The organism is Erythrobacter westpacificensis (genome assembly GCF_039542285.1).
In the GTDB taxonomy this organism is placed as follows: Bacteria; Pseudomonadota; Alphaproteobacteria; order Sphingomonadales; family Sphingomonadaceae; genus Alteraurantiacibacter; species Alteraurantiacibacter westpacificensis.
In genome coordinates this window covers 225,168-248,814 of sequence record NZ_BAABHV010000021.1, presented here as the reverse complement: position 1 = coordinate 248,814, position 23,647 = coordinate 225,168, and the positions used below count along the sequence as shown (strand labels likewise).

25 protein-coding genes are annotated in these 23,647 nt (G+C 64.3%); 10 read left to right on the top strand and 15 right to left on the bottom strand.

Going from position 1 to position 23,647, the window contains the following annotated elements:
• The first annotated feature begins 16 nt into the window (after window positions 1-16).
• From ABFX23_RS14055 to ABFX23_RS14045, 3 genes are all read left to right on the top strand, one after another.
• Window positions 17-1,000 carry an AAA family ATPase gene (locus tag ABFX23_RS14055; protein WP_346033627.1) on the top strand — a complete coding sequence of 328 codons (984 nt, stop codon included), beginning with the start codon at window positions 17-19 and terminating at the stop codon, window positions 998-1,000.
• Between the two features lie 93 nt (window positions 1,001-1,093).
• Window positions 1,094-2,716: a M28 family peptidase gene (locus tag ABFX23_RS14050; RefSeq protein ID WP_346033626.1), complete on the top strand. Its 1,623-nt coding sequence runs from the start codon at window positions 1,094-1,096 to the stop codon at window positions 2,714-2,716.
• A 74-nt stretch (window positions 2,717-2,790) separates the two neighbouring features.
• Window positions 2,791-4,956 carry a transglycosylase domain-containing protein gene (locus ABFX23_RS14045; protein ID WP_346033625.1) on the top strand — a complete coding sequence of 722 codons (2,166 nt, stop codon included), beginning with the start codon at window positions 2,791-2,793 and terminating at the stop codon, window positions 4,954-4,956.
• Window positions 4,957-4,968: 12 nt separating this feature from the next.
• On the opposite strand, the gene ABFX23_RS14040 is transcribed toward ABFX23_RS14045, so the two are convergent.
• The 3 genes from ABFX23_RS14040 to fmt are packed head-to-tail and all read right to left on the bottom strand — an operon-like array spanning window position 4,969 to window position 7,738.
• The gene (locus ABFX23_RS14040) at window positions 4,969-6,081 is read right to left on the bottom strand and encodes an alcohol dehydrogenase catalytic domain-containing protein (RefSeq protein WP_346033624.1); all 1,113 of its coding nucleotides are present in this window, start codon (window positions 6,079-6,081) and stop codon (window positions 4,969-4,971) included.
• Complete coding sequence (gene truA / locus ABFX23_RS14035) at window positions 6,078-6,836, bottom strand: tRNA pseudouridine(38-40) synthase TruA (protein WP_346033623.1); 759 nt, start codon at window positions 6,834-6,836, stop codon at window positions 6,078-6,080. Before truA ends, ABFX23_RS14040 begins: the two co-directional genes overlap by 4 nt.
• On the bottom strand, window positions 6,833-7,738 hold the full coding sequence (gene fmt / locus ABFX23_RS14030; protein ID WP_346033622.1) for a methionyl-tRNA formyltransferase: 906 nt from the start codon (window positions 7,736-7,738) through the stop codon (window positions 6,833-6,835). Before fmt ends, truA begins: the two co-directional genes overlap by 4 nt.
• Window positions 7,739-7,782: 44 nt before the next feature.
• Here fmt and recR point away from each other — a divergent pair, with 44 nt between their 5' ends.
• On the top strand, window positions 7,783-8,379 hold the full coding sequence (recR, locus tag ABFX23_RS14025; protein ID WP_346033621.1) for a recombination mediator RecR: 597 nt from the start codon (window positions 7,783-7,785) through the stop codon (window positions 8,377-8,379).
• Window positions 8,380-8,435: 56 nt separating this feature from the next.
• On the top strand, window positions 8,436-8,999 hold the full coding sequence (gene def, locus ABFX23_RS14020) for a peptide deformylase (protein WP_120076669.1): 564 nt from the start codon (window positions 8,436-8,438) through the stop codon (window positions 8,997-8,999).
• A 146-nt stretch (window positions 9,000-9,145) separates the two neighbouring features.
• Here the strand turns inward: def and ABFX23_RS14015 are convergent, their stop codons facing one another.
• The 3 genes from ABFX23_RS14015 to ABFX23_RS14005 all read right to left on the bottom strand — a co-directional run bounded on the left by ABFX23_RS14015 (window position 9,146) and on the right by ABFX23_RS14005 (window position 11,591).
• Window positions 9,146-9,280, bottom strand: coding sequence for an Entericidin EcnA/B family protein (locus tag ABFX23_RS14015; RefSeq protein ID WP_346033620.1), 135 nt, complete (start codon window positions 9,278-9,280; stop codon window positions 9,146-9,148).
• A 97-nt stretch (window positions 9,281-9,377) separates the two neighbouring features.
• A complete protein-coding gene (locus ABFX23_RS14010; protein WP_346033619.1) occupies window positions 9,378-9,782 on the bottom strand; it encodes a four-helix bundle copper-binding protein in 405 nt (134 codons plus the stop codon).
• A gap of 144 nt (window positions 9,783-9,926) precedes the next feature.
• The gene (locus tag ABFX23_RS14005) at window positions 9,927-11,591 is read right to left on the bottom strand and encodes a formate--tetrahydrofolate ligase (protein WP_346033618.1); all 1,665 of its coding nucleotides are present in this window, start codon (window positions 11,589-11,591) and stop codon (window positions 9,927-9,929) included.
• Window positions 11,592-11,812: 221 nt separating this feature from the next.
• Here ABFX23_RS14005 and ABFX23_RS14000 point away from each other — a divergent pair, with 221 nt between their 5' ends.
• The 3 genes from ABFX23_RS14000 (at window position 11,813) to ABFX23_RS13990 (ending at window position 14,533) form a co-directional block, all read left to right on the top strand.
• On the top strand, window positions 11,813-13,288 hold the full coding sequence (locus tag ABFX23_RS14000) for a DNA recombination protein RmuC (protein ID WP_346033617.1): 1,476 nt from the start codon (window positions 11,813-11,815) through the stop codon (window positions 13,286-13,288).
• A 28-nt stretch (window positions 13,289-13,316) separates the two neighbouring features.
• Window positions 13,317-14,042 (top strand): hypothetical protein, encoded by a 726-nt coding sequence (locus ABFX23_RS13995; protein ID WP_346033616.1) that lies wholly within the window; start codon window positions 13,317-13,319, stop codon window positions 14,040-14,042.
• Window positions 14,043-14,116: 74 nt separating this feature from the next.
• On the top strand, window positions 14,117-14,533 hold the full coding sequence (locus tag ABFX23_RS13990) for a hypothetical protein (RefSeq protein ID WP_346033615.1): 417 nt from the start codon (window positions 14,117-14,119) through the stop codon (window positions 14,531-14,533).
• A gap of 31 nt (window positions 14,534-14,564) precedes the next feature.
• On the opposite strand, the gene ABFX23_RS13985 is transcribed toward ABFX23_RS13990, so the two are convergent.
• The 7 genes from ABFX23_RS13985 to ABFX23_RS13955 form a co-directional block, all read right to left on the bottom strand.
• Window positions 14,565-15,380: a TrmH family RNA methyltransferase gene (locus ABFX23_RS13985; RefSeq protein ID WP_346033614.1), complete on the bottom strand. Its 816-nt coding sequence runs from the start codon at window positions 15,378-15,380 to the stop codon at window positions 14,565-14,567.
• An 18-nt stretch (window positions 15,381-15,398) separates the two neighbouring features.
• The gene (locus ABFX23_RS13980; protein WP_346033826.1) at window positions 15,399-15,674 is read right to left on the bottom strand and encodes an HPr family phosphocarrier protein; all 276 of its coding nucleotides are present in this window, start codon (window positions 15,672-15,674) and stop codon (window positions 15,399-15,401) included.
• A 13-nt stretch (window positions 15,675-15,687) separates the two neighbouring features.
• Window positions 15,688-16,092, bottom strand: a complete 405-nt coding sequence (locus tag ABFX23_RS13975; RefSeq protein WP_346033613.1) for a PTS sugar transporter subunit IIA — start codon at window positions 16,090-16,092, stop codon at window positions 15,688-15,690.
• Window positions 16,093-16,147: 55 nt separating this feature from the next.
• Window positions 16,148-17,071: an RNase adapter RapZ gene (gene rapZ / locus ABFX23_RS13970; protein ID WP_346033825.1), complete on the bottom strand. Its 924-nt coding sequence runs from the start codon at window positions 17,069-17,071 to the stop codon at window positions 16,148-16,150.
• Between the two features lie 68 nt (window positions 17,072-17,139).
• A complete protein-coding gene (locus ABFX23_RS13965) occupies window positions 17,140-17,559 on the bottom strand; it encodes an HPr kinase/phosphorylase (RefSeq protein ID WP_346033612.1) in 420 nt (139 codons plus the stop codon).
• Window positions 17,560-17,570: 11 nt separating this feature from the next.
• Entirely contained in the window at window positions 17,571-19,139 is a 1,569-nt protein-coding gene (locus tag ABFX23_RS13960; protein WP_346033611.1) for a stimulus-sensing domain-containing protein, read from the bottom strand.
• Entirely contained in the window at window positions 19,132-19,902 is a 771-nt protein-coding gene (locus ABFX23_RS13955) for a response regulator transcription factor (RefSeq protein WP_346033610.1), read from the bottom strand. Before ABFX23_RS13955 ends, ABFX23_RS13960 begins: the two co-directional genes overlap by 8 nt.
• A 220-nt stretch (window positions 19,903-20,122) precedes the next feature.
• Here ABFX23_RS13955 and ABFX23_RS13950 point away from each other — a divergent pair, with 220 nt between their 5' ends.
• Complete coding sequence (locus ABFX23_RS13950; protein ID WP_346033609.1) at window positions 20,123-21,733, top strand: phosphoenolpyruvate carboxykinase; 1,611 nt, start codon at window positions 20,123-20,125, stop codon at window positions 21,731-21,733.
• Window positions 21,734-21,852: 119 nt separating this feature from the next.
• On the top strand, window positions 21,853-22,173 hold the full coding sequence (locus ABFX23_RS13945) for a hypothetical protein (protein WP_346033608.1): 321 nt from the start codon (window positions 21,853-21,855) through the stop codon (window positions 22,171-22,173).
• A gap of 23 nt (window positions 22,174-22,196) precedes the next feature.
• Here the strand turns inward: ABFX23_RS13945 and ABFX23_RS13940 are convergent, their stop codons facing one another.
• Both ABFX23_RS13940 and ABFX23_RS13935 read right to left on the bottom strand, forming a co-directional pair.
• Entirely contained in the window at window positions 22,197-22,355 is a 159-nt protein-coding gene (locus tag ABFX23_RS13940; RefSeq protein ID WP_346033607.1) for a hypothetical protein, read from the bottom strand.
• Between the two features lie 139 nt (window positions 22,356-22,494).
• Window positions 22,495-23,442, bottom strand: coding sequence for a polysaccharide deacetylase family protein (locus ABFX23_RS13935; protein ID WP_346033606.1), 948 nt, complete (start codon window positions 23,440-23,442; stop codon window positions 22,495-22,497).
• Between the last annotated feature and the right edge of the window lie 205 nt (window positions 23,443-23,647).

The window sequence follows — 23,647 nt, the reverse complement described above, 5'->3', positions numbered from 1 at the left end:
ATAGGCAGCACCCGACATGAACGAACTTCTCAAGACCCACCAGAACGACGACACCGAAATGGAGGCGCCGGACATCGAACTCGACGTTCGTGAAACCTTCGGCATCGACGTGGACATGAAAGTCCCGGCCTTCAGCATTCCGGACGACCGCGTTCCCGATATCGACAAGAGCTACGTGTTCGATCCCGACACCACGCTGGCGATCCTGGCGGGCTTTGCCCACAATCGCCGCGTCATGGTGCAGGGCTATCACGGCACTGGCAAGTCGACCCATATCGAACAGGTCGCCGCCCGCCTGAAATGGCCGCTGATACGCATCAACCTCGATGCGCATATCAGCCGTATCGACCTGGTCGGGCGCGACGCCATCGTGCTGCGCGACGGTTTGCAGGTAACGGAATTCCGCGAGGGCCTGCTGCCATGGGCGCTGCAGCACCCCGTCGCGCTGGTGTTCGACGAATACGATGCGGGCCGTCCGGACGTGATGTTCGTGATCCAGCGCGTGCTGGAGCAGCAGGGCAAGCTGACCCTGCTGGACCAGAACCGCGTGATCCGGCCCGATCCGTTCTTCCGTTTGTTCGCCACCGCCAACACCGTGGGCCTGGGCGATACCAGCGGCATGTATCACGGCACGCAGGCGATCAACCAGGGCCAGATGGACCGCTGGAACATCGTCGTCGGCCTGAACTACCTGCCGGCGGAGACCGAGCGCGAGATCGTCGGCGCCAAGACCACGCTGGACGAGAAGATGGTGGCCGACATGATCCGCGTGGCGGACCTGACGCGGCAGGGCTTCATGAACGGCGATATCTCCACCGTCATGAGCCCGCGTACCGTCATCACCTGGGCGCAGAACACCGAGATCTTCGGCAACGCAGGCTATGCGTTCCGGCTCAGCTTCCTCAACAAGTGCGACGAGGCGGAGCGGATGCTGGTGGCGGAATACTACCAGCGCGTGATGGGCGAGGACCTGCCTGAAAGCGTCGTCCACAAGGCGTAAATCCAAGGCTGTTCGCGTTTCGTCGATTGTTCACTTGCCAGCCACGCGCCTGGCGGTAGCAAGGCGCTTTCACCTGAAACGGGGACTTTTCGCTTGATCAACCGACTTTCCGCTGGCGCGCTGGCCCTTGCCACATCGCTGGCCGCCACGCTTGCGATTTCCACTGCCGCCGCTGCCAAAACCGTCGACCGCGAGGCACTGGAGCGTGACACCACGATCCTGTCTGCCGACGACATGGAAGGACGCGAGGCCGGTACGCGCGGGCACGAACGGGCGGCGGGCTACGTTGCCGGACGCTTCGCCGCGATGGGGCTGGAGCCTGCGGGAGACGACGGCACCTATTTCCAGCACGTGCCCATGCGTCGCTATACGCGCGCCGAGGACGGAAACAGCATTGCCATCGAAGGGCTGGGCGAACTGGAGTTGTTCGAGGATTACGTCGTCTCCGGCACGGCCCAGCAGGAAAGCGGCACGATCACCGCGCCGCTGGTGTTCATCGGCTACGGCCTCGACATTGAGGGACGCGACGATTTTGCCGGGGTGGACCTCGAGGGGGCGGTGGCCATCCGCGCTTACGGCGGGCCGGATGGCTTGAACACGGAAGAGAACGCGCACCTGCGCTCCACCCTCAACCAGCGCCTTTCCGATCGCGGTGCCATCGGGGTGCTGCTGATGCACACGCCCAAGCTGGGGCAGATCTACGACTGGGATCGTCTGGTCGAAATTTCCAGCCACGGCAGTTCGATGACCTGGGTGGGGCCGGACGGGGTGGCATATTCCAGCGGTCCGGGCATCCTTGCTTCGGGCTCGCTCTCGCCCGAAGTCTCGCGCCAACTGCTTGAAGGCCAGGCGTTCGATTACGACGATCTCGCCGCTGCCGAAGCCACGCCCGAAGCGCGCCTGCCCAGCTTCGCGCTTGGCCGCGACGTTACCATCGAGTTCGCCAGCAGTTTCGAGGAGATCGACACGCCCAACGTGATCGGCAGGCTTCCCGGCACCGATCCTTCGGTGGCCGACGAATACGTGGTGCTGACCGCGCACCTCGACCATGTCGGTATCCAGCCGACCGAGGAAGAAGGCGACGACGAGATCTACAACGGCGCGCTCGACAATGCCGTGGGCGTTGCCAGCATGATCGAGGTTGCCCGCCTGCTGGGCGAGGAACCGCCGCGCCGCCCGGTGCTGGTGATTGCTCTCACGGCAGAGGAAAAGGGCCTGCTCGGCTCCAGCTACAACGCCGCCCATCCCACCGTGCCCGCAGAGCAAGTGGTGGCGAACGTCAATCTGGACATGCCGGTCATCACCTACGACTTCGCAGACGTGGTCGCCTTCGGGGCGGAACGTTCCAACCTATACCCGCAGGTGGTTGCGGCGACCGAAGCCCATGGCCTGACGCTCAGCCCCGATCCGCAACCCGAGCAAGGCTTCTTCACCCGGTCGGACCAGTATTCCTACGTCCGGCAGGGCGTGCCCGCGGTCTATCTCGACCTTGGTTTCGCCAATGGCGGCGAGGACGCGCAGGGCGTGGTCTTCGACAACCACTATCACAAGCCTTCGGACGAAGTGAGCCTGATCGACTTCGGCGCGCTCGAACGGTTCGTGGCGGTGAACCACGCCATCGCCCGCAATGTTGCGAACATGGAGGAGACGCCGGCGTGGCAGCCGGGCGATTTCTTCGGTGAGACCTTCGGCGGAAGGCTCATCGGGCAAGAGTAGGGCTGCTTCATCGCAGGCTCATCTCCACCCTCGCATAACGTGTATTGTTCTGCTAATACACCATTGTGAATCGCATGTGGCGCAATCCCTTCAGGCGGCGGAAGCCGGACTACACTCGCTGGACCGAGCGCGACCTCGCGCTCGAGTCCGCGCCGTGGACGCCGCTGTCCGACCTCGACGACGATGATTACGGCCCGCGCGCCGCGCCGCCACGGTATTACGATCGCGAACGCTATCGCAGCGGCTGGCGTCGTTTCCTGCCCGAAAGGGCGAGGGGGCGCGGCAAGCTGTGGTGGGGCAGCCGCATCGTCGCGGCGCTGACCGGCATATTCATCCTGCTGGTCGCGTGGCTGGCGATCACCGCGCCGCTTTCCAAGAGCCTGGAGCCGATTGCTCCGCCACAAATCACGCTGCTGGCCGCCGACGGTACGCCGATTGCGCGCAACGGGGCCGTGGTGGACGAACCCGTGCAGGTTTCAGATCTGCCCGCCCACGTGACGCAGCCGTTCCTCGCGATCGAGGACAGGCGGTTCTACAATCACTGGGGCGTCGACCCGCGCGGCGTGGCGCGGGCGCTGTTCACCGGTGTGGGCGGCGGCTCCACCATCACGCAGCAGCTCGCCAAGTTTACCTTCCTCACGCCCGAGCAGACCCTGACGCGCAAGGCGCGAGAGGCGCTGATCGCCTTCTGGCTGGAGGCGTGGCTGACAAAGGACGAGATTCTCGAGCGTTACCTCTCCAACGCCTATTTCGGCGATAACATGTACGGCCTGCGCGCTGCATCGCTGCACTATTTCTACCGTCAGCCGGAGAACCTGCGTCCGGAGCAGGCGGCGATGCTGGCGGGGCTGTTGCAGGCTCCCAGCCGTCTTGCCCCCACGCGCAACCCGGACCTTGCGGCGCAGCGCTATAACCTCGTCAAAGGCGCGATGGTGGCCGCCGGCTACATCACGCAGGCGCAGGCCGATGCGATGGCCGTGCCGCAGACGGACGTGCGCACCCGCAACGACCTGCCCACCGGCACCTATTTCGCCGACTGGGCGCTGCCTGCCGCGCGTGCCGACAGCGAAATGAGCTATTCGCGCCAGACCATCACCACCACGCTCGACAGCCAGTTACAGGCCGCTGCCAACCGCGTGATCCAGCGCGCGCCGCTGGGCGGAGCGCAGGTGGCGCTGGTGGCGATGCGTCCCAACGGGGAGGTTGTCGCCATGGTTGGCGGCAAAGACTATTCGCAAAGCCCCTTCAACCGCGCCACGCAGGCGCGCCGCCAGCCGGGTTCCACCTTCAAGCTGTTCGTCTATCTCGCCGCGCTGCGTAACGGGTGGAGCCCGGACGACCGTATCTCGAACCAGCCCTTCACCGAAGGCAGCTACCGGCCGAGCAATGCCAATGGACGCTATTCGGAAAGCATCAGCCTGCGCGAAGCCTTCGCCCAGTCCTCCAACGTGGCGGCCGTGCGGCTGCTGAACGAGGTGGGCAGCAAGGCGGTGATCGAGACCGCGCGCGAACTGGGCGTGACCTCGCCCTTGCCGGAGGGCGATCCGAGCATGGCGCTGGGCACCTCCACCATGAGCTTGCTGGAACTTACCACCGCCTATGCGGGCGTTGCCGCCAACAGCTTCCCGGTGGAGCCGCACGCCTTTCCCGCAGGGGAAGGCGGATGGTTCGACTGGCTGCTGGACGGACGCGGCAACCTGTCGTCGAGCGATCGGCGCGAGATCGAGGGCATGCTGCGCAGCGCGATCAATTCCGGCACCGGTCGCGCGGCGACGCTTTCCATCGCCAACTACGGCAAGACCGGCACCACGCAGGACAACCGCGACGCGCTGTTCGTCGGCTACGCGGGCGAGGGGGATAGCCGGCTGGTGGTGGGAGTATGGATCGGCAACGACGACAACTCGCCGCTCGGCAACATTTCCGGCGGCGGGCTGCCCGCGCGCATCTGGCGCGATTTCATGCAGGCTGCCCTGGGCGCCAGCGCCGCGCCGCCGCGTCCCACGCCGTCTCCCGATCCCAGCGGCCCCGTGCAGCCGCAGGACGTGCCGGACCTGCAGGATATCCCGCTGGGTGACGGTCGCCGCCTGATCATCAACGATGACGAGGCGGTGCTGTCGACCGATATCGAGGGCGTGCCGCTGGAAATGCGCATACGCGACGGCGAGTTTTCGCTCGATATCGACGAAGCCGCCGCCCAGCGCGAGCTGGAGCGGCGGGTGGAAGAAGCGGCGCAGCAGTAACGCGCGCGGTCGTTAGCCGTGCGGCGTGACGAGGTATTTCTCGCCCGTCGCCATCTGCGCGTAATCCATCATCGCGTCCTTGGTCAGCATCTCCTCCAGGTCGACCCGGGTCTTGTAGGAGCTGGCGAACGTCGTCTTGAGGCCGTCCTTAACGCGCTGGCGCAGGCCCATCAGGGTCTGCAGGTCGCAGCTTTCCAGGAACGGCATCAGCAGCCAGCCCGACACCGTCCAGGCAAAGCCGTAGCTTGGCGTGAGGATGGTGGGCGCCAGTTCCAGGCGGCCGTAGATATACATCTTCTTCTGCTTGTTGGAGCCGTAGCGGCTGTATTCGGTCATCTCCTTTGCCGCCACGCGCTCCATCGCGCGCAGGCAGGTGTCGGTGGTGCGCCCGCCGCCGATGGGATCGAAGCCAAGGAAAGCCCCGGTCGCGCCAATGGCCTCGGCCAGCTTTGCCTCGAAATCGTCGTCAGAGCTGTTCACCACGTGTGCCGCGCCCTGGTCTTTCAGCAGCTGCGCCTGCTCGTGCTTGCGCACGATGTTGACGAGGCCGAGGCCGTCTTCCTGGCAGATGCGGTTGAGCATCTGGCCAAGGTTCGAGGCGGCAGCCGCATGGATGATCGCCTTGTGCCCCTCGCGCTTCGCAGTCTCCGCAAAACCCAGCGCCGTCATGGGGTTGACGAAGGAACTTGCACCATCTTCCGAAGAGTGATCGCCCAGCGGCAGGCACATCATGGCATCGGCGATGGCATATTCGCCGAAGGCGCTGCCCGGCACGCAGGCGACCCGCTGGCCCAGCAGCGATTGCGCCATTTCGCCGTCGCCCGCCGCGATCACTTCACCCGCGCCCTCGTTACCGACGGTTTGCGGCTTGCCCATGCGTGCGGCCTGCCCGGCTGCGACTTGCGGGGCGATCGGCATCGTGACCTTGCCCGCCTCGAACGTGGCGTTTTCGAAGTCCACCCCGGTGGTCATCAGGAACAGGTCCGAGGGGTTGATGGGCGCCGCTTCCATCTTCACCAGCACCTGATTGCCCTTGGGCTCCGGAAAAGTCTTTTCCTCCAGAGACAGCACCATGGTGTTGTCGGAATTGAGCGTGGAGATGAGCTGGCGTCCAGTGGTGGTCATGCGGCTTGTTCCTCTTCCGGATAGGTGGCTTTGACGAAATACAGGCCCTCTGGCGGGGCATTCAGGCCCAGCGCGGAGCGGTCTTTCGCTTCCAACGCCTCAGCCATCCGATCTATCCCCCAGGTGCCCTGTCCCACAAGGGCAAGGCAGCCCACCATCGAGCGGACCTGATGGTGCAGGAAACTGCGCGCGGCGGTACGGACGATGACGGCATCGCCCTCGCGGCTGACATCCAGCCGGTCGAGCGTCTTCAAGGGACTTGCGGCCTGGCAGTGGGCGCTGCGGAACGTCGTGAAGTCGTGCTGGCCGACCAGCGCCTGCGCGGCCTCGTGCATGGCATCGGCATCAAGCGGGCGGGCGACATGCCAGGCGCGGCCCTTTTCCAGCGTCAGCGGCGCGCGGCGATTGCGTATCCGGTATTCGTAAGACCGGCCGATGCAGGAAAAACGGGCGTGCCAATCGTCGGGCTTTACCTCGCAATGGATGATGGCGACGGGATCGGGCCGCAGTTTCGCGTTCAGCGCTTCCATCAGGCGGAACGGCTCGATGTCCTTCTCGATATCGAGATGGCTGCGCATGGCGAGAGCGTGCACGCCGCTGTCGGTGCGCCCGGCGCTGTGCAGCGTTACCGTTTCACCGGTTATGGCGTGGGCCGCATCCTCGATGCTCTGCTGCACGCTGGGGCCGTTGTCCTGCCGTTGCAGGCCGAAGAACGGGCCGCCGTCGAATTCGATGGTGAGGGCGAAGCGGGTCATCCGGCCATCATGCCTGCCGCAATCGTGTTTCCGCGCAGGAAGTCGTCCAGCGCCATCGCGGGCTTGCCGGCGCGTTGCAGGGTGACTGGGCGGATCGCAGCTTTGCCGCAGGCGATGGTGAGCCGATCGTCCAGCACCGTGCCGGGTGCGCCGTCAGCATCCACCATTTCCGCCCGCAGCAGCTTGATCCGAGCGCCGTCCAGTTCGAACCAGCTACCGGGGAAGGGCGAGAACGCGCGTACTTCGCGCTCCAGCACTCCGGCCGGCTTGGTGAAATCGAGTTTCGCCTCGTCCTTGCTGATCTTGGGGGCATAAGTGGCGAGGGCATCGTCCTGAACTTCGTCTTCCAGCGTTTCGATCTGCGCGAGGGCCTCCACCATCAGGGCTGCACCCATCGCGGCGAGTTCGTCATGCAATTCGCCGGTGGTCTTGTGATCGACGGGTGTTGCGCCTTTCAGCAGCATCGGGCCGGTATCCAGCCCTTTCTCCATACGCATGATGGTGATGCCGGTCTGCTCGTCACCGGCCTCGATCGCCCGGTGAATAGGCGCGGCGCCGCGCCAGCGCGGCAGCAGCGATCCGTGGACGTTCAGGCAGCCGTGTTTGGGCGCATCCAGCACGGCCTGCGGCAACAACAGGCCGTAAGCGGCCACGACCGCTGCGTCGGCCTCCAGCGCAGCGAAGGCGGCCTGCTCGTCCGCGCCTTTCAGGCTGACGGGGTGGCGCACTTCGATGCCGAGTTCCTCGGCGCGGGTGTGGACGGGGGAGGGCCTTTCCTTCTTGCCGCGTCCCGCACGGCTGGGCGGCTGGCTGTAGACGGCCACCACATCATGCCCCGCCTCTACCAGCGCATCCAGCGTCGGCACGGCGAAATCGGGCGTTCCCATGAAAACAAGGCGCATTGCCAGCCTTTCTATTCCTTGCGCGCCGCCCTATCTGGCAGTGCATGGCATCGCAAGAGATCGAGAACCTGGCCTCTGCCCTGGCGCGCTTGCCGGGCCTCGGCCCGCGCTCCGCGCGCCGTGCCGTGCTGTGGCTGGTGAAACACCGCGAGACCGCGCTGGAGCAGGTGCTGGACGCGCTTGGCACGGTGAAGGACAAGCTGGTGGAGTGCGACACCTGCGGCAATGTCGACACCCAGAATCCCTGCACCATCTGTGCCGATCCCAGGCGCGATGCGAAAAGCATCTGCGTAGTGGAGGACGTGGCCGACCTGTGGGCGCTGGACCGTGCGCGGCTATTCACCGGCACGTTCCACGTGCTGGGCGGGCGGCTTTCCGCGCTGGACGGGATTCGCCCGGAAGACCTCGCCATTGATAGCCTGCTGGGCCGCCTGGAGCAGGGCGGGGTGGACGAGGTAGTCCTCGCCATGAACGCCACGCTGGAGGGGCAGACCACGGCCCACTACATCGCCGAGCGGCTGGAAGATCGCGCGGTGCGTATTACCCAATTGGCCCACGGCCTGCCTGTCGGCGGGGAACTCGATTACCTCGACGAAGGCACCTTGGCGCAGGCACTCCGGGCACGCAGGCCACTCGGCTGAACGCTGGCCAGTTTACAGCAATTGAAGGTTCAGCCGGTTGAGCCTATATTGCGCGCATGGCTATTCGTGAAATCCTGGAAGCGCCGGACCCCCGGCTGAAAGTCGTGTCGTCTCCTGTCGAGACGTTCGACGACAATCTGAAGACCCTCGTCGAGGACATGTTCGAGACGATGTACGATGCCCACGGCATCGGCCTCGCCGCAATTCAGGTGGGTGAGCCGCTGCGCCTGCTGGTGATCGACCTCCAGGAAGAGGACCCCGATGCCGAGCCTGTGGAGTGCAACCACGACGGCCACGCCCACACGCACCAGCCGGTGAAGAACGACCCGCGCGTGTTCGTGAACCCGGAAATCCTCGATCCGTCGGACGATACGAAGAGCTACCAGGAAGGCTGCCTTTCGGTGCCCGATATCTTTGCCGACGTGGAACGCCCGGCCAAGTGCCGCGTGCGCTGGCAGGACCTTGAGGGGAATACCCACGAAGAGGAAATGGACGGGATGCTGGCGGTCTGCATCCAGCACGAGATGGATCACCTGAACGGCATCCTGTTCATCGACCACCTCAGCCGCCTGAAGCGCAACATGGCGCTGAAGAAGCTGCAGAAGGCGCGCGCGGCCTAGTTTGATCGGTTCTCAGGCGCCGGGCACGAGCCATCCGGCTCGCCTGGCTCCTCGCAAGAGCTCGGGCGGCCGTTCGGCCTTGCGCAGCCACAGGCTGCGGTTTCCGGCGAAATAAAAAGGGCGCCGGATCGGCGCCCTTTTTCGTATCAGTTGATGGCTTCTTCGCCAGTGTTGGCAACGGATTCCAGATCCTGCCCCATGCCGCGCACGGTGTTGCAGGCGGAAAGTCCCAGCACGGCGCTGCCCAGCAGCAATCCGATAAGGGCGGTCTTCAATCGCATCGTCGTTCCAATCCAGTTAGCGGGCGCGGTTGCGTGTCGCGCCACGGGTAGACGTTAAGCCTAAACCCTGCCCTCGTCTATCTGAACGAAACCGGAATTACGCGGCGGCTTCTGCCTGCATGCCCTGCAGCGCCTTCACGCAATCTTCCATGCATTCGCGGCACATTTTCTCACAGCGGCGGCAGTGGGGGTTGTCATGCTTCGCGCATTCTTCCGCGCAGACCTTGCAGGCGATGATGCAGGCTTCCAGCAGCGACTTGATCACCACGGTGTTGCCGTGCGTGCGGCGGGCAGCCACGCGGCTGACGGCATGGCAGATGTCCGAGCAATCGAGGCACTTGCGAATGCATTCGCTCATGTCGCCTTCTTCGGCGTTGCAGGCATCGGCGCACGAATTGCAGATCGCCGCGCAATACATCGCGTGCTTCACAGCTTCACCCAGCTGTTCGTTGTAATCGGACCCTACCTGCGGGTGTTCCTTGATCATTTCCCTGATCGACATGGCATTTCTCCTTCGCCTTATCGACGGGCGAGGGGGCGCAGGGGTTCCGAGACCGCGCATGAAAAAAGGGCCGCCCGGCTGGACGGCCCTCTCTCGAGCGAACACGTTTGGGGGGGATGTTCGCTGCGGGGGGGTAGGTAACCTTTAGAAAAGGCCTTCGATCTGGCCGTTCTCGTCGAGGTAGATGTTCTCCGCGCTGGGCACCTTGGGCAGGCCCGGCATGGTCATGATGCCACCGGCAATGGCGACCACGAAGCCAGCGCCTGCCGAGAGGCGAACTTCGTTGATCTCCACGGTATGATCTTCCGGGGCACCAAGCGCCGTGGGATCGGTGGAGAAGCTGTACTGCGTCTTCGCCATGCAGATGGGGTAGTTGCCGTAGCCCATCTCTTCCCACTGCTTCAGCTGCTTGCGAATGGCTGGCGAAATGCTCACCTCGCCCGCGCGATAGATTTCCGTCGCGACCGTGGTGATCTTGTCCGCCAGCGGCATGTCGCTGGGGTAGAGCTGGTCGAAATCGGGTGCCCCTGCGTCGGCCTTGGCCGAGACGATCTTCGCCAGTTCCTCCGCGCCTGCGCCGCCTTCAGCCCAGTGCTTGCAGATCACGGCCTCGGCACCGAATTCCTTGGCCATTTCCTGGATCACGGCGATTTCGGCGTCTGTGTCGAGATAGAAGTGGTTGATGGCGATCGTCGGGGTCACGCCGAACTTCTTCAGATTCTCGATGTGACGCTTCAGGTTTACCGCACCTGCGCGGACCGCTTCCACGTTCTCGCCTTCGGTCAGCTGGTTCTTGGGCACGCCGCCATTCATCTTGAGCGAGCGCACGGTGGCCACCAGCACGATGGCATCGGGCCTCAGGCCCGCCATGCGGCACTTGATGTCGAGGAACTTCTCGGCCCCGAGGTCGGCACCGAAACCGGCTTCGGTCACGACGTAGTCGGCCATCTTCAGCGCGGTCTTGGTGGCGATCACCGAGTTGCAGCCGTGGGCGATGTTGGCGAAGGGGCCGCCGTGCAGGAAGGCAGGGCGGTTTTCCAGCGTTTGCACGAGGTTGGGCAGGATCGCGTCCTTCAGCAGCACAGTCATCGCGCTGTCGGCCTTCACGTCGCGGCAGTAGACCGGGCTACGGTCGCGCTTGTAGCCGATGATGATGTCGCCAAGGCGCTTCTGCAGGTCCTTCAGGTCGCTGGCGAGGCACAGGATCGCCATGATCTCGGAGGCCACGGTAATGTCGAAGCCGCTTTCGCGCGGGAAGCCGTTGGCAACGCCGCCCAGCGGGCCGACGATCTGGCGCAGCGCGCGGTCATTCATGTCCAGCACGCGCTTCCACGTCACGCGGCGCACGTCGATATCGTTCGGGTTGCCCCAGTAGATCGAGTTGTCGATCATGGCAGAGAGCAGGTTGTGCGCGCTGGTGATGGCGTGGAAGTCACCCGTGAAGTGCAGGTTGATCTCGTCCATCGGCATCACCTGGCTCTTGCCGCCACCGGCCCCGCCGCCCTTCATGCCGAAGCAGGGGCCGAGCGAGGGTTCGCGAAGGCACAGCATGGTCTTCTTGCCGATGCGGTGCAGCGCGTCCGACAGGCCGACGGAGGTCGTGGTCTTGCCTTCACCGGCCGGGGTGGGATTGATCGCGGTGACGAGAATCAGCTTGCCGTTGGGATTATCGGGCAGCTGGTCGGTATCGACCTTCGCCTTGTACTTGCCGTAGGGGATCAGCGCATCGTCCGGCACGCCGGCATTGGCGGCAACCTCGGTGATCGGGATAAGCTTGGCCTGGCGGGCAATCTCGATATCTGTGGGCATGGATGATCCTCTCTCGATGTCATGTTCTTGCGCAGGCGCGATTCGCTGCGCACGCGTGTTCGGCCAGCCTTGTTTCACAATTGCGAAAATTTCGCAATTCCGAATTGTAAGTGACGCATACAATTTTTGCCAGCGGCTGGGGATGAGCCTGTTGCGGTGCTTGTCCGCAAGTGCAGGCTCGGTTAGGTTCGCGTTTCGTTCTTGTCGTGTGAAGGCTGTTTATGGATCCCGTTGTTCTCGCCCTGATCGTGCTGGCTCTCGTCTTAGGAGGGCTTGGCTACTGGCTCGGCCAGCGTCCCGTAACCGAGTTGTGCGAACGCTATACCGCGAACGACACCGAATGGCGCGAGCGGCATGCAGCGCGCGATGCCGAGGCGAAGGCGCTCGATGAAAAGCTGCGCGACATGGTGCGCGATCTCGCATCGGAAAGCGAACGGGCGAGGCGAGCGGATGCGCTTGCGGAAGAACTGGAAAAGCTTCGCGGCACCCATGCCGAAGTCGCGGGACGGCTCGCCTCTCTCGAAAGCGGGGCCGAAGCGCGCGAACGTGCCCTGGAGGAGCGCTACGCGGAGCGTGAAAAGCAGTTCGAGCGTGAACTGGCGCGGCTCACCGAAGCGGAAGAGAAGCTGCAGACCAAGTTCGACGCGATCGGCAAGAAGCTGCTGGACGGTGCGAACGCCCAGTTCCTCGAAGGCGCTCACAACAGGCTGGAAGCTCTCAACAAGGAAAGCCTCGCGGCGCTGGAGAAGAAAGTCGGCCCCGTCGGCGAGACGCTGGAGCGTTATCGCAAGCGCGTGGAGGAACTGGAGAAGAGCCGCGCGGAGGCCTGGCACCAATTGCAGGGCGTGATCGGCGAGGTGCGGGCCGGGCAGGAGCGCGTGCTGGAGGGCGCCAATCGCATTTCCACTACGCTGCGCGGTGCGACGAAGGCTCGGGGCGACTGGGGTGAATTGCAGTTCGAGAACCTGCTCGAAAGCTGCGGCCTGCTCGGCCAGACGGATTTCGATTTCCAGGTCAGCGTACCGGGCAGCGACGGCATCCTGCGCCCGGACGGCGTCATCAACATTCCCGGCGGGCGCAAGTTGATCGTGGACGTGAAGAACGTGTTCAACACTTACGCGGCTGCCAACGAAGCGACCAGCGAAGAAGAACGGGCCGAATTGCTGCGGGCCCACGCGCGCGACCTGCGGGGCCACATCGATGAACTGTCGGCAAAGCGGTATCAGGATTTCGTCGAAGGATCGGCGGATTTCGTCGTGATGTTCGTCCCCGGCGAGCACGTGCTCTATTCTGCCCTGACGCAGGACAGCGGCTTGCTGGAGTATGCCCTGAAACGGCAGGTTGTCCTGTCTTCGCCGCTCAATTTCATGTCCATCGCGCTGACCGTGGCGACGATCTGGCGGCAGGCGGGCGTTCAGGCCGACGCGAAGGAAATCGCGGAGCTCGGCAAGGAGCTTTATGACAGGCTGGCGCGCATGGGCACGTTGCTGGGCAAGGTCGGCACGGACCTGGCGCGGACGAACAAGAGCTTCAACGCGGCGGTCGCCAGCTTCGAGAGCCGCCTTGTCCCGACCGGACGCAAGTTCCAGGATCTGTCTGTCGACACCAACGCCGCAGCACTGGAATCGCTGTCGCCTCTGGAAATAGAGCCAAGACAACTTATGCATGTCGAAGGAGAGAGTGCGGAGGATCAGTAAGTTGTCGGCAGCGGGAAGTTTTTCGAGGGTGCGCGCCATCGGTGTCACCGTGGCCCTGGCGGTCAGCCTGAGCGCCTGCGATCGCAGCGATCCGCCGTCTGACCGGCTGGAGCGTGCGGCGGAGGAACTGGTTTCCGAGGTTGAGAACACCGCTGCTGCCGTGCCGGAGCCTGCCGGCAAGTGGGCTCCGCGCAACGAATGCCGGGACCTGCCGGGCGGCGTGGACTTCCTCGCCAGCGTACAGGCCGCCATCGACACGCGCGATACCGACGCATTCCTCGCGCTGGCGGCGGATGACATCAAGCTCGATTTCGGCGGCGGCGCAGGCAAGGACGAACTGCGCGAGCGCCTCTCTGCCGAGAACGGCACGTTCTGGCGCGAACTCGCCCGGATGCTGGAATTCGGCTGCGCGGCGGACGATACCGCGGGCATGACGATCCCGTGGTATTTCGCGCAGGAGATACCGGTCGATCCCTACGCCGGGGCCATCGTGACCGGCAACGGCATTCCGCTCTACGAAGGGCCTGCCAGCGACACGCCGGTGCAGGCGCAGCTTTCATGGGAGGCTGTCGTCACCCTGCCGCAGACCGGAGAGAGCGATTTCGCCCACGTGCGCTGGACAGACCCGGCAACGCGGCAGGACAAGGAAGGCTATATCGCCAAGTCCAGCCTGCGCTCCATCATCGATTACCGCCTTATCGCCAGCCGCCGGAACGACCGCTGGCGGATTACCGCGCTGGTGGCGGGGGATTGAGGGGCGTTTGCATCCAGGCCGGTTGCAGCTGCCTGACAACCTGATACTCCATCCTTGTTTATCAAGGAGATGGCATGATCAGTCTTTTATTGGCGCAAGGCGCAGCGGTCCTGTCCGGCGAACCTGGCTATGATCACATCGCGGAAGTCGCTGTGGTCGCAAATTTTCTTGCCGAGGCTGAGGGCGATGACATCGACCTGAGCGCGATCGAATTCATCAATCGATCCTCCCGTACGCAAAACAGCACGTCGGACTTTCTGGAATATGCGCGCGAGTGCTCGATTGACGAGATTTCGGTGATCTCCTCGTCTGATCGAAGCTTGCCAATAAGCGTGCTTTGGGACTGTGGCAGATTTGTCGAGGTCGAAGGCAAGCGTGGTTGGGAAGAGCGGGTCGCATCTTTTTGGGTTCGCGAGGGCAGAGTGATCAGGATCGCCTTCGGGGAAAGTGCGCCCATCAATATTCAACCGCAGGTGCCACACACAGATTGAGTGGGGCCAATGTCCCGCCCAAGACCGAACGCTATCCCTCCAGCCTGTCCAGCACCTCGTAAGCCAGCACCGCCGCCGCAATGGCAGCGTTGAGGCTGTCCGCGCGGCCGCGCATGGGCATGGTGACGCGCAGGTCGCAGGCCATTTCGTAGGTTTCGGGGAGGCCCTGCGATTCGTTGCCGACCATCACGAAGCACGGCGCGGCATAGGGCGCGCCGCGATAGGGCACCGCGTCGCGTAACGACGCGGCAACCAATTGGCCCTCTTCGCCGCGCAGCCACGGCAGGAACTCGTCCCACCCGGCTCGGGCAATCTTCTGCGTGAAGACCGCGCCCATGCTGGCGCGCACGGCTTCCACGCTGAACGGATCGGCGCAGTCGTCGATCAGGATGAGGCCGCCTGCGCCCACCGCGTCGCCGGTGCGCAGCATGGTGCCAAGGTTGCCCGGATCGCGGAGCGCCTGTGCCACCAGCCAGATGTTCGCCGCAGACCTGTCCAGCCCGGCCAGCGAGGTATCGAATTCGGCAAATACGCCCGCCACGCTCTGCGGATTGTCCTTGCCGGTGATCTTGGAAAGGATGTCGGGCGAGGTGACGATCACTTCGCCGCCAGCTTCGGCGACGGCACTTTCCAGCGCCTCGATCAGCGGGTGCGGATCGCGCCCCCTGGCCATCACCAGCATCTGCGGCACGTGCCCGCATTCGCGCGCGTCGGTCAGCAGGCGCAGCCCCTCGGCAAGGAACACGCCCTCGCGCTTGCGGTGCTTCTTCTCGCGCAAGCTGCGCAGGTACTTGACCGTGGGATTGGAAAAGCCGGTAATTTCACGCCGCATGATAAATCCGCTCATCCTGAGCCTGTCGAAGGGTCACTCTTCGCCGAACTTGCCTTCGACCAGCGCGACAAGCTCCGCCAGCCGCGCCTCGGCATCGTCTCCGGCAACGCGGATATTCACCGTGTCCCCCTTGGCCGCGCCCAGCATCATCAGGCCGAGAATGGAGCCACCGGCGGCCTCCTGCCCGTCCTTCTCCACGAACACGTGATGGCCCTGCATTTCGGTGACTGCGGCGACGAACTTGGCGCTGGCGCGTGCATGCAGGCCGCGCTTGTTGGGAATGACGACCTGCTGGCTTGCTTCGCCCATCGTGCGCGTCTCCTCAGGCATCCTGGCCGAGGAATTCGGAAGCCAGCGTGATGTAATTGCGGCCCGCCTCCCGAGCGGCAGCGGCAGCGGCGCCCAGCTTCATCTCCTTGCGCGCCCCGGCAAGGCGGATCAGCATGGGCAGGTTGATCCCGGCAATCACTTCGGTGCGGCCCTGTTGCAGCAGGGAAATGGCGAGGTTGGAGGGCGTGCCGCCGAACAGGTCCGTCAGCATGATCGCGCCGGAACCGGTGTCCACCGTCTCGATGGCATCGGCGATCTCCTGGCGGCGGTCTTCCATGTCGTCATTGGGGCCGATGCAGATCGTGGCGATCGCATCCTGCTTGCCAACCACGTGCTCCATGGCGGAAACGAATTCCTCGGCCAGGCGGCCGTGGGTAACGAGAATCAGTCCGATCATTGGGGGGCGATGCTTTTCCGGCTCTCAAATTTCGCAAGGCGTTCAAGGGGATCGGTCACGGTTGCTGTGTCCCTTCGACAAGGTCTTCCGCCCGCGATCCCAGGTTGCGGTGCAGCACGGTGGGCGAAAAGCCGCCCTCGCGCAAGACCTGCGCCATCTTCTCCGCCGTATAAACCGACCGGTGCCTCCCGCCGGTACAGCCGAACGCGATGTTGACGTAGGCCTTCCCCTGCTCGGCATAACGGGGCAACAATTCCAGCAGCAGGGCGCGAATCTTGTCGAACGTGGAGGCGAAAACCGCGCTGCGTTCGATGAATTCGCCCACCGGCGCATCCAGCCCGGTCTGTTCGCGCAAGCTCTCTTCCCAATGCGGGTTGTCGAGATAGCGCATGTCGAACACCAGGTCCGCCGTGGGCGGCTTGCCGCGCGAGAAGCCGAAGCTGGATACCGTCACCGTCATCTGTTGCGGCGCGGTCTGGCGGAATTGCTCGCGAATCGTCTGCTTCAGGTCGTTGGTGGAAAAGTCCGTCGTATCGATCAGCACGTCGGCCCAGCGCCGCAGGGGAGCCAGCAGTTCGCGCTCCGCCGCAATGCCCGAAGAAACGGGCAGGTCTCCAGCCAGGAAATGGCGGCGGCGCGTTTCGTTGAAGCGCCGCTCCAGCTCGTGCCCCGCGCAGTCGAGAAACAGGGTGGTGATGGCGAGGCCATCGTCTTCCACCCAGCGCTTCACTTGCTCGATGATCTCGGCGGGAACGAACCCGCGCGTGCGGCAATCGAAACCGATGGCGAGCGGGTGATCGTTGCCATCGCCGCCCACCAGTCTGTCGAGCAGGCGGATCGGGAAATTGTCGATGGATTCCCAGCCGAGGTCTTCCAGTTCGCGCAGGGCGGTGGTTTTCCCCGCGCCCAGCATGCCCGTTACCAGCAGGATGCGGCTTTGTGGCTTTGCGGGCTCGCTCGATTGGTCCGGTTCTCCCATGACGACGCGGTTTGCGCGCTTGTCGGCCAAATGTGAAGAGGGACTTGCGGGCAGTCCCGAAATGGCAATCAGTCCAGCCCGTGCATTTCCAGCGCGGCTTCCGCGCGCAGGGCGAGAAAAGGTGTCTCGGGATAGAGATCGACCTGCGGAATCTGATGCCCCAGCAGCAGCCTGTAACCGTGGCCCAGCGGCAAGCGTTCGGCGTCGCTCGTCAGGTTGATGACAATTGCTACCGGCGCGCGGCCCGTGGGCACTTCCAGCAGGCCGACGTTGCGGATTTCTATCAGCCCCTCGGTGTGCGGCGGCGGCGTCGCCACCACGAGTTCCCCGACTTGCGACAGGGTCACACCGTCATCGCCGACCAGTTCGCCGCCCCGGTCCATCAGTGCGAGAGCAAGGCTGGACTTGCCGCTTCCGGGTGGCCCGCTGATCAGGACGGCGCGCCCGCGCAGGGTAACGCAACTGACATTGGGCAGGACTTCGCTCATTCGAAAAACTCTTATGCGGCTGGCAGTTCGAGGACGAGGCACGCCCCGCCGAGCGACCCCGAGGGATCCGCCACGCTCAGGCTGCCGTCGTGCGCTTCGGCAATGGTGCGACCGATGGCAAGGCCCAGCCCGGAATGGTTGCCATATTCCTCGCCTTCGGGTCGGTGCGAATGGAAGCGGCGGAAAACTTTCTCCCGCTCCCCCTCCGGAATGCCGGGCCCTTCGTCGCAGACTGTGGCGGCCACACGCTTGTCCGAGCGAGAGATGGTCACGGTTATGCGCCCGCCTTCGGGAGAGAACGACACGGCGTTGTCGATCAGGTTCTCCGCGATCCGTTCAAGACGCAGCGGCACGCCCATCACCAGATCGCGGCTGGTTTCCATGTCGATGGTGATCACGCATCCGCGGTTCTCGCTGCGCTCCATCTTGCGGGCGACCACGTTGGCGAACAACTGGCCCAGTTCCACCGGTTCGAACGTGGCGCGGCTGAGTTCCGCGTCGATGCGGCTGGCTTCGGAAATCTCGGTGACAAGGCGGTCGATTCGGCGCACGTCGTGAGCGGCGACTTCCACCAATTGGGCGTGCAGTTTCGGCTCCTTGACGCGGGGCAGCGATTCCGTCGCGCTGCGCAGCGACGCCAGCGGGTTCTTGATCTCGTGCGCGACATCGGCGGCAAAGGTTTCCACCGCGTCGATGCGGTGGCGCAGCGTCGCGGTCATGTCGGACACGGCGCGGGCGAGCAGGCCGATCTCGTCGGCGCGCTCGTCCATGCGTGGCACTTCCACTTCGCGGTCGCGCCCCAGCCTCACGCGCTGGGTGGAAATCACCAGGCGCCGCAGCGGCTGGATGATGGTGTTGGCGAGGTAGAGCGAGAGGACGATGGAAACGGCCAGCGCGAGAAGGATGATCGTCATCAGGCTGCTGCGCGCGTTGCGAACGGCCTGGGTGATGTCGGATGCGTTGCGAGTGGTGAGCAGGCTGGCCCCGTTGACGCCGACGGGCGCGGCCGCGTTGATCACCGGAGTTCCGTCGGGCGCACGGCGCAGTTCGATCTGCGAAAGACCCTGCTGGCGCACGCGGGCGAGTTCGGGCCAGTTGTCGGCCGCTGTGTCCGCGGGTTCGGCATAGGGCGGGGGGGATGGCGCGCCCACGGCGATATTCACGGCCGTGTCGGTCCAGCGGGCGAGGTCTTCCAGGAACGGCTCGGCCACCGGATCGTCGAAGGTGAAGCTGGGCGCGTCCAGCTCGAAACTGTCGGCAATCAGCGCGCCCGATGCATCGTAGAGCCGCATCCGCATGCGCTGTTCACGACCGATCTGGCTCAGCAGCGCCTCCTGCCTCTCGCGCGTGGCACCGGCCAGCGCCTCGGCCGTGATCTGCGCCTCGATCCGGGCGAGCTTGAAGCGTTCGTCCAGCAACTGCCGACGATAGGAATCGAGAAAGAACAGGCTGCCCGCCAGCACCAGCAGCGGGATCAGGTTGACAGCGAGGATGCGCGCCGTGAGCGATTTGCCCACGGGAAAGGCGAGCCGTTCCAGGCGGCTCGCCTGCAGCGCCGTGTCACCGCTGTCGTCAGCCATCGGAGAAGCTGTAGCCCGCGCCGTACAGCGTTTCGATCGCGCCGAACTCCGGGTCCACCGCGCGGAACTTTCGGCGCAGGCGCTTGATATGCGAATCGACGGTACGATCGTCCACGAACACGTCATCCGGGTATGCCGCATCCATCAGCTGGTTGCGGCTCTTGATGACGCCGGGGCGAATGGCCAGCGCCTCGAGAATGAGGAATTCCGTGACAGTGAGGCTGACGGGCTTGCCGTCCCATGTGACCTGGTGTCGCGCGGGGTCCATCGCCAGGCGTCCGCGAGCAATCACTTCGCTGTGGGGGGCAGGGGTGGGCGAGGTATCCTCGTGGCCTTCGGGCAAGGGAGCTGCGCGGCGCAGGATGGCGCGAATGCGGGCCAGCAGCAGGCGCTGGCTGAAAGGCTTGGCGATGTAATCGTCCGCGCCCATGGCGAGGCCCGCTTCCTCGTCCTCCTCCTGGTCCTTGCTGGTCAGGAAGATCACCGGCAGGTCCGACGATTCGCGCAGTTTCTGCAGCAGTTCCATCCCATCCATGCGCGGCATCTTGATGTCGAACACGGCGAGATCCGGTGGATTTTGTTGCAGCGCTGCGAGCGCAGCTTCACCGTCGGAGTAGACGCGGGTGGCGTAACCTTCGGCCTGCAGGGCGATGGAAAGCGTGGTCAGGATGTTGCGATCATCGTCCACCAGCGCGATCGTTCGCTGGCCATCGGCCGCGGAATTCTGCGCTTCTGTGGCGTTATTGTCGGGTGCCTGCGTCATGCTTCTCCTTGTCCCACAAGCGGGGTAATCCCTTGCCCGCGGCGTGACAACTGGCAGGGCCGCAATAGCCCCGCCAAAATGGTCTCAAACGCAAGTAATTCCGGACTAAGTCAAACCGGTCCCGGTAAATTGACGCGCCACGCATTCGACCTTATGCGGGCCGCACAATCGCGTGCATACGAATGCGCCATTGCCATCTTGACCGTAACGAGGAGCCTACGTGTCATACGAACTTTCCAAGTCGCTGTCCGACCAGGGCATCGCGACCACCGCCACCATTCACCCGAACCTGGGCACTGCCGCCCTCGTCGAACATGCCATCGCCAAGGGTGAAGGGCAGCTGACGCAGCACGGCGCGCTGCTGGTCGATACCGGCAAGTTCACCGGCCGCAGCGTGAAGGACAAGTTTATCGTCCGCGACGCGAAGACAGAAGACACGATCGACTGGGGAAAGATCAACCAGCCGATGGACCAGCGGCACTGGGACAACCTGAAGGCCGATTTCCTCGCCGCGACGAAAGAGCAGGACGAGCTTTACGTGGCGGACCTGTTCGGCGGCAGCCAGCCGGAATACCGCGTGAACGTGCGCGTCATCACGCAGATGGCCTGGCACAACCTGTTCGCCCGCACCCTGCTGGTGCGCCCGACTCCGGAAGAACTCGGCTCCTTCGATCCCGAATACACCATCATCAACCTGCCCAGCTTCAAGGCGGACCCTGAACGCCACGGCTGCCGCAGCGACACGGTGATCGCGGTGAACCTGAGCGAGAAGCTGATCCTGATCGGCAACACCGAATACTCGGGCGAGATGAAGAAGGGCGTGTTCGGCCTTCTCAACTACCTGCTTCCCGAACAGGGCGTGATGCCCATGCACTGTTCCGCCAACATCGGCCCCGACGGCAAGACGGCGATCTTCTTCGGCCTGTCGGGCACCGGCAAGACCACGCTTTCCGCCGATGCCAGCCGCACGCTGATCGGCGATGACGAGCACGGCTGGTCCGACGATGCGGTCTTCAACTTCGAGGGCGGCTGCTACGCCAAGATGATCAACCTCTCGGCAGAGGGCGAGCCGGAAATCTACGCCACGACCAAGATGTTCGGCACGATCATCGAGAACGTGACCATGGACGAGGACACGCGCGAGCTGGACTTCAACGATGGCAGCAAGACGGAGAACACCCGCGGCGCCTATCCCATCGAGTACACTCCGAACACTTCGGAAGAGAACCTCGGTCCGGCACCGTCCAACGTCATCATGCTGACGGCCGACGCTTTCGGCGTCCTGCCCCCGATCGCGCGTCTCACCGCCGATCAGGCTATGTACTACTTCCTCTCCGGCTACACCGCCAAGGTGGCCGGAACGGAAATCGGCGTGACCGAGCCCGAAGCGACGTTCAGCACCTGCTTCGGCGCTGCCTTCATGCCGCGCCACCCGTCGGTCTACGGCAACCTGCTGAAGGAACGCATCGCCAAGGGCGACGTGCAGTGCTGGCTGTTCAACACCGGCTGGACCGGCGGCAAGTACGGCGTGGGACAGCGCATGCCGATCAAGGCGACGCGCGGCCTGCTGAATGCCGTGCTCGACGGCAAGATGGACGACGTGGAATTCCGCAAGGACCCGAACTTCGGCTTCGACGTGCCGGTGCACGTGCCCGCGCTGGACGAGGCCGGTATCGACCAGTCCGTGCTCGATCCGCGCAGCACCTGGGCCGACAAGGACGAATACGACGCCACCGCGCACAAGCTGGTGGAACTTTTCGTCGAGAACTTCCGCCAGTTTGCCGAGCACGTTGACGAAGGCGTGCGCCAGGCGGCACCGCAAGCCGCCTGACAACCAGTTTCCCAGCTGGAGAGGAGAGGCCCCGCCCGGCGCAAGACCGGTGCGGGGTCTTTTACTTTCAGGGCTCGCGGCGTAGCATGGGAGCGGAACCACAGTCAGTAGGATACGCCATGAGCATTTTCGACCAGATCCTGGGCGCAGCGCACAACCACCCCACCGTAAAGAACATGGCGGACAAGCTGGGCATCGACCAGGCGACCGCGGAGAGGGCGATCGCTGCGCTTACCGAAGGGCATCAGGCCAGCGGCGATACCGTAGAGGTCGCGCAGCAGAAGAGCGGCCTCGACGCGAACATCCTCACGCAAGTGATGGAGCATGTCGGCGGCGAGGGCTCGCTAGGCGCATTCATGCAGATCCTCGACCAGGACCACGATGGCAACCCGTTGAACGATATCGCGGGCATGGCGGGCAACCTGTTCGGCAAGAAATAGGCGCGGTACCGCCGGGCTCGTTCTCAGGGTGCCATCACCTTGTAGACCGTGCCGAACAGGCCAAGGCCGAACAGCATGGCAGCGCCGCCGCGTGCGGAAAGGCGCTGCCAGCGCACTTTTGAATCCGGCACGAGCATCAGGAGCAGCAATCCGGTGGCTCCCACGACCACGTAATTCATCATGGCGGCAAACCTTCTTCCTCGAATGAAGGAAAAGTGCACCGTGCTGGTTAAGCCCGGCTTGCCGGATTTGGTTAGCAGCGCCTTAGCCAGCCAAGGCCCTCAATATCCTTGCCACTTTCCGTGGCGGGCTGCGCCGCCATCAGCGAACGCGCGCCTGGTTGGCGATCTCCAGGTAGCGAACCGCTCTGGCGACGGCGGTAGGCTCTTTCGCGGCATCGCCCTCGACATGGGCGGAGGTCTCACGGCCATAGAGGGCATTGGCGACAGCCTGCTCCACCATGCGTGTGCCGTTGAGCAACGGGGCAGGTGCAAGCACCGGCGCACCTACGGGGCGCTTGGCAACCCTTGGCAGGCGATCGGCATAGGTGGCGGTGGTCACGCCTTCCATCCCCGCGACATGGGCGCAGACCTTTTCGAACCGGCGCTCGACGATGCGATTGATCCGGGTGCGCTGGCGGCACAGCAGTTCGAAGCTGTGGGAAACCACGGTAAAGCAGGCCAGTTCGTTGGCCCGCGCGTGGCGCAGGGCGGCAACGATCTCGCGATAGGATAGCGCCGTCAACTGGGCATGGCGCAGCCCGCCCAGCGCATCGCCGATGCAGCCGATGGGCACCTCGATCACGCCATGACGGCGCAGCGGGCGGCGATGCCGTTCATCAAGGCCGATCTCGCATTCGCCGTGCATCAGTCCAGGCGGGTGGCTGGTATCGTGGGAGAGGCCGACTTGCGCCATTGCCCGCAGCGTGTCGTCGTTGGCGCCGTAATTGCCTGCGCGAAAGGCCACCGGACGCGGCGCACCGGCCTGCATCAGCAAGTCGATGCCCAGTTCCAGCAGCACGGCCTGTTCGTCCTGCGTAAAATCCTTGACGTTCGCGCCGGTGCGCGTGCCCAGCGGATTGGCGGAGCCTGCCAGCTCCAGCCACTCGGTATGCAGGTGCAGTTGCACGTCGTGACCGCGCGCAACGATCGGCTCAACGATGTCGGCGATGGCACCTGTCCCCCACAGCAGCGCGGGCAGGGGATCGACGAAGAACACGCCTTTCATTCCGTGCCGCTCGAACACGTCCATCTGGTGAAAGATGCCCACGTCGCCGTCGGGCGTGGCGCACTGGATCGAGCGGCGGAAGTTTTCCGCACGCGACTCCGGCCCGTGACGCCGGGTGAAACCGAACTCGTATTCGGTATCGATGGTTATGTAGAGCGCAACCCTGCCCGGCGCCTGCAGACGGTCTCCGTACAGGCAAGAGCCGCACCGCGCGGCTGGCCTGGTCGTGAACGCTTAGCGCAGGCAG

Excerpts from the sequence above, each read along its gene's own strand:
- ABFX23_RS13990 (WP_346033615.1), top strand. The coding sequence starts at position 14,117 with ATGATCAGTCTTTTATTGGCGCAAGGCGCAGCGGTCCTGTCCGGCGAA.
- ABFX23_RS14005 (WP_346033618.1), bottom strand. The coding sequence starts at position 11,591 with ATGCCCACAGATATCGAGATTGCCCGCCAGGCCAAGCTTATCCCGATC.
- ABFX23_RS13955 (WP_346033610.1), bottom strand. The coding sequence starts at position 19,902 with ATGACGCAGGCACCCGACAATAACGCCACAGAAGCGCAGAATTCCGCG.
- ABFX23_RS13945 (WP_346033608.1), top strand. The coding sequence starts at position 21,853 with ATGAGCATTTTCGACCAGATCCTGGGCGCAGCGCACAACCACCCCACC.
- ABFX23_RS14045 (WP_346033625.1), top strand. The coding sequence starts at position 2,791 with ATGTGGCGCAATCCCTTCAGGCGGCGGAAGCCGGACTACACTCGCTGG.
- ABFX23_RS13985 (WP_346033614.1), bottom strand. The coding sequence starts at position 15,380 with ATGAGCGGATTTATCATGCGGCGTGAAATTACCGGCTTTTCCAATCCC.
- ABFX23_RS14010 (WP_346033619.1), bottom strand. The coding sequence starts at position 9,782 with ATGTCGATCAGGGAAATGATCAAGGAACACCCGCAGGTAGGGTCCGAT.
- ABFX23_RS13960 (WP_346033611.1), bottom strand. The coding sequence starts at position 19,139 with ATGGCTGACGACAGCGGTGACACGGCGCTGCAGGCGAGCCGCCTGGAA.
- ABFX23_RS13980 (WP_346033826.1), bottom strand. The coding sequence starts at position 15,674 with ATGGGCGAAGCAAGCCAGCAGGTCGTCATTCCCAACAAGCGCGGCCTG.
- ABFX23_RS13940 (WP_346033607.1), bottom strand. The coding sequence starts at position 22,355 with ATGATGAATTACGTGGTCGTGGGAGCCACCGGATTGCTGCTCCTGATG.
- ABFX23_RS14000 (WP_346033617.1), top strand. The coding sequence starts at position 11,813 with ATGGATCCCGTTGTTCTCGCCCTGATCGTGCTGGCTCTCGTCTTAGGA.
- ABFX23_RS13965 (WP_346033612.1), bottom strand. The coding sequence starts at position 17,559 with ATGAGCGAAGTCCTGCCCAATGTCAGTTGCGTTACCCTGCGCGGGCGC.
- rapZ (WP_346033825.1), bottom strand. The coding sequence starts at position 17,071 with ATGGGAGAACCGGACCAATCGAGCGAGCCCGCAAAGCCACAAAGCCGC.
- recR (WP_346033621.1), top strand. The coding sequence starts at position 7,783 with ATGGCATCGCAAGAGATCGAGAACCTGGCCTCTGCCCTGGCGCGCTTG.
- ABFX23_RS14040 (WP_346033624.1), bottom strand. The coding sequence starts at position 6,081 with ATGACCACCACTGGACGCCAGCTCATCTCCACGCTCAATTCCGACAAC.
- truA (WP_346033623.1), bottom strand. The coding sequence starts at position 6,836 with ATGACCCGCTTCGCCCTCACCATCGAATTCGACGGCGGCCCGTTCTTC.
- ABFX23_RS14015 (WP_346033620.1), bottom strand. The coding sequence starts at position 9,280 with ATGCGATTGAAGACCGCCCTTATCGGATTGCTGCTGGGCAGCGCCGTG.
- ABFX23_RS14055 (WP_346033627.1), top strand. The coding sequence starts at position 17 with ATGAACGAACTTCTCAAGACCCACCAGAACGACGACACCGAAATGGAG.
- def (WP_120076669.1), top strand. The coding sequence starts at position 8,436 with ATGGCTATTCGTGAAATCCTGGAAGCGCCGGACCCCCGGCTGAAAGTC.
- fmt (WP_346033622.1), bottom strand. The coding sequence starts at position 7,738 with ATGCGCCTTGTTTTCATGGGAACGCCCGATTTCGCCGTGCCGACGCTG.
- ABFX23_RS13975 (WP_346033613.1), bottom strand. The coding sequence starts at position 16,092 with ATGATCGGACTGATTCTCGTTACCCACGGCCGCCTGGCCGAGGAATTC.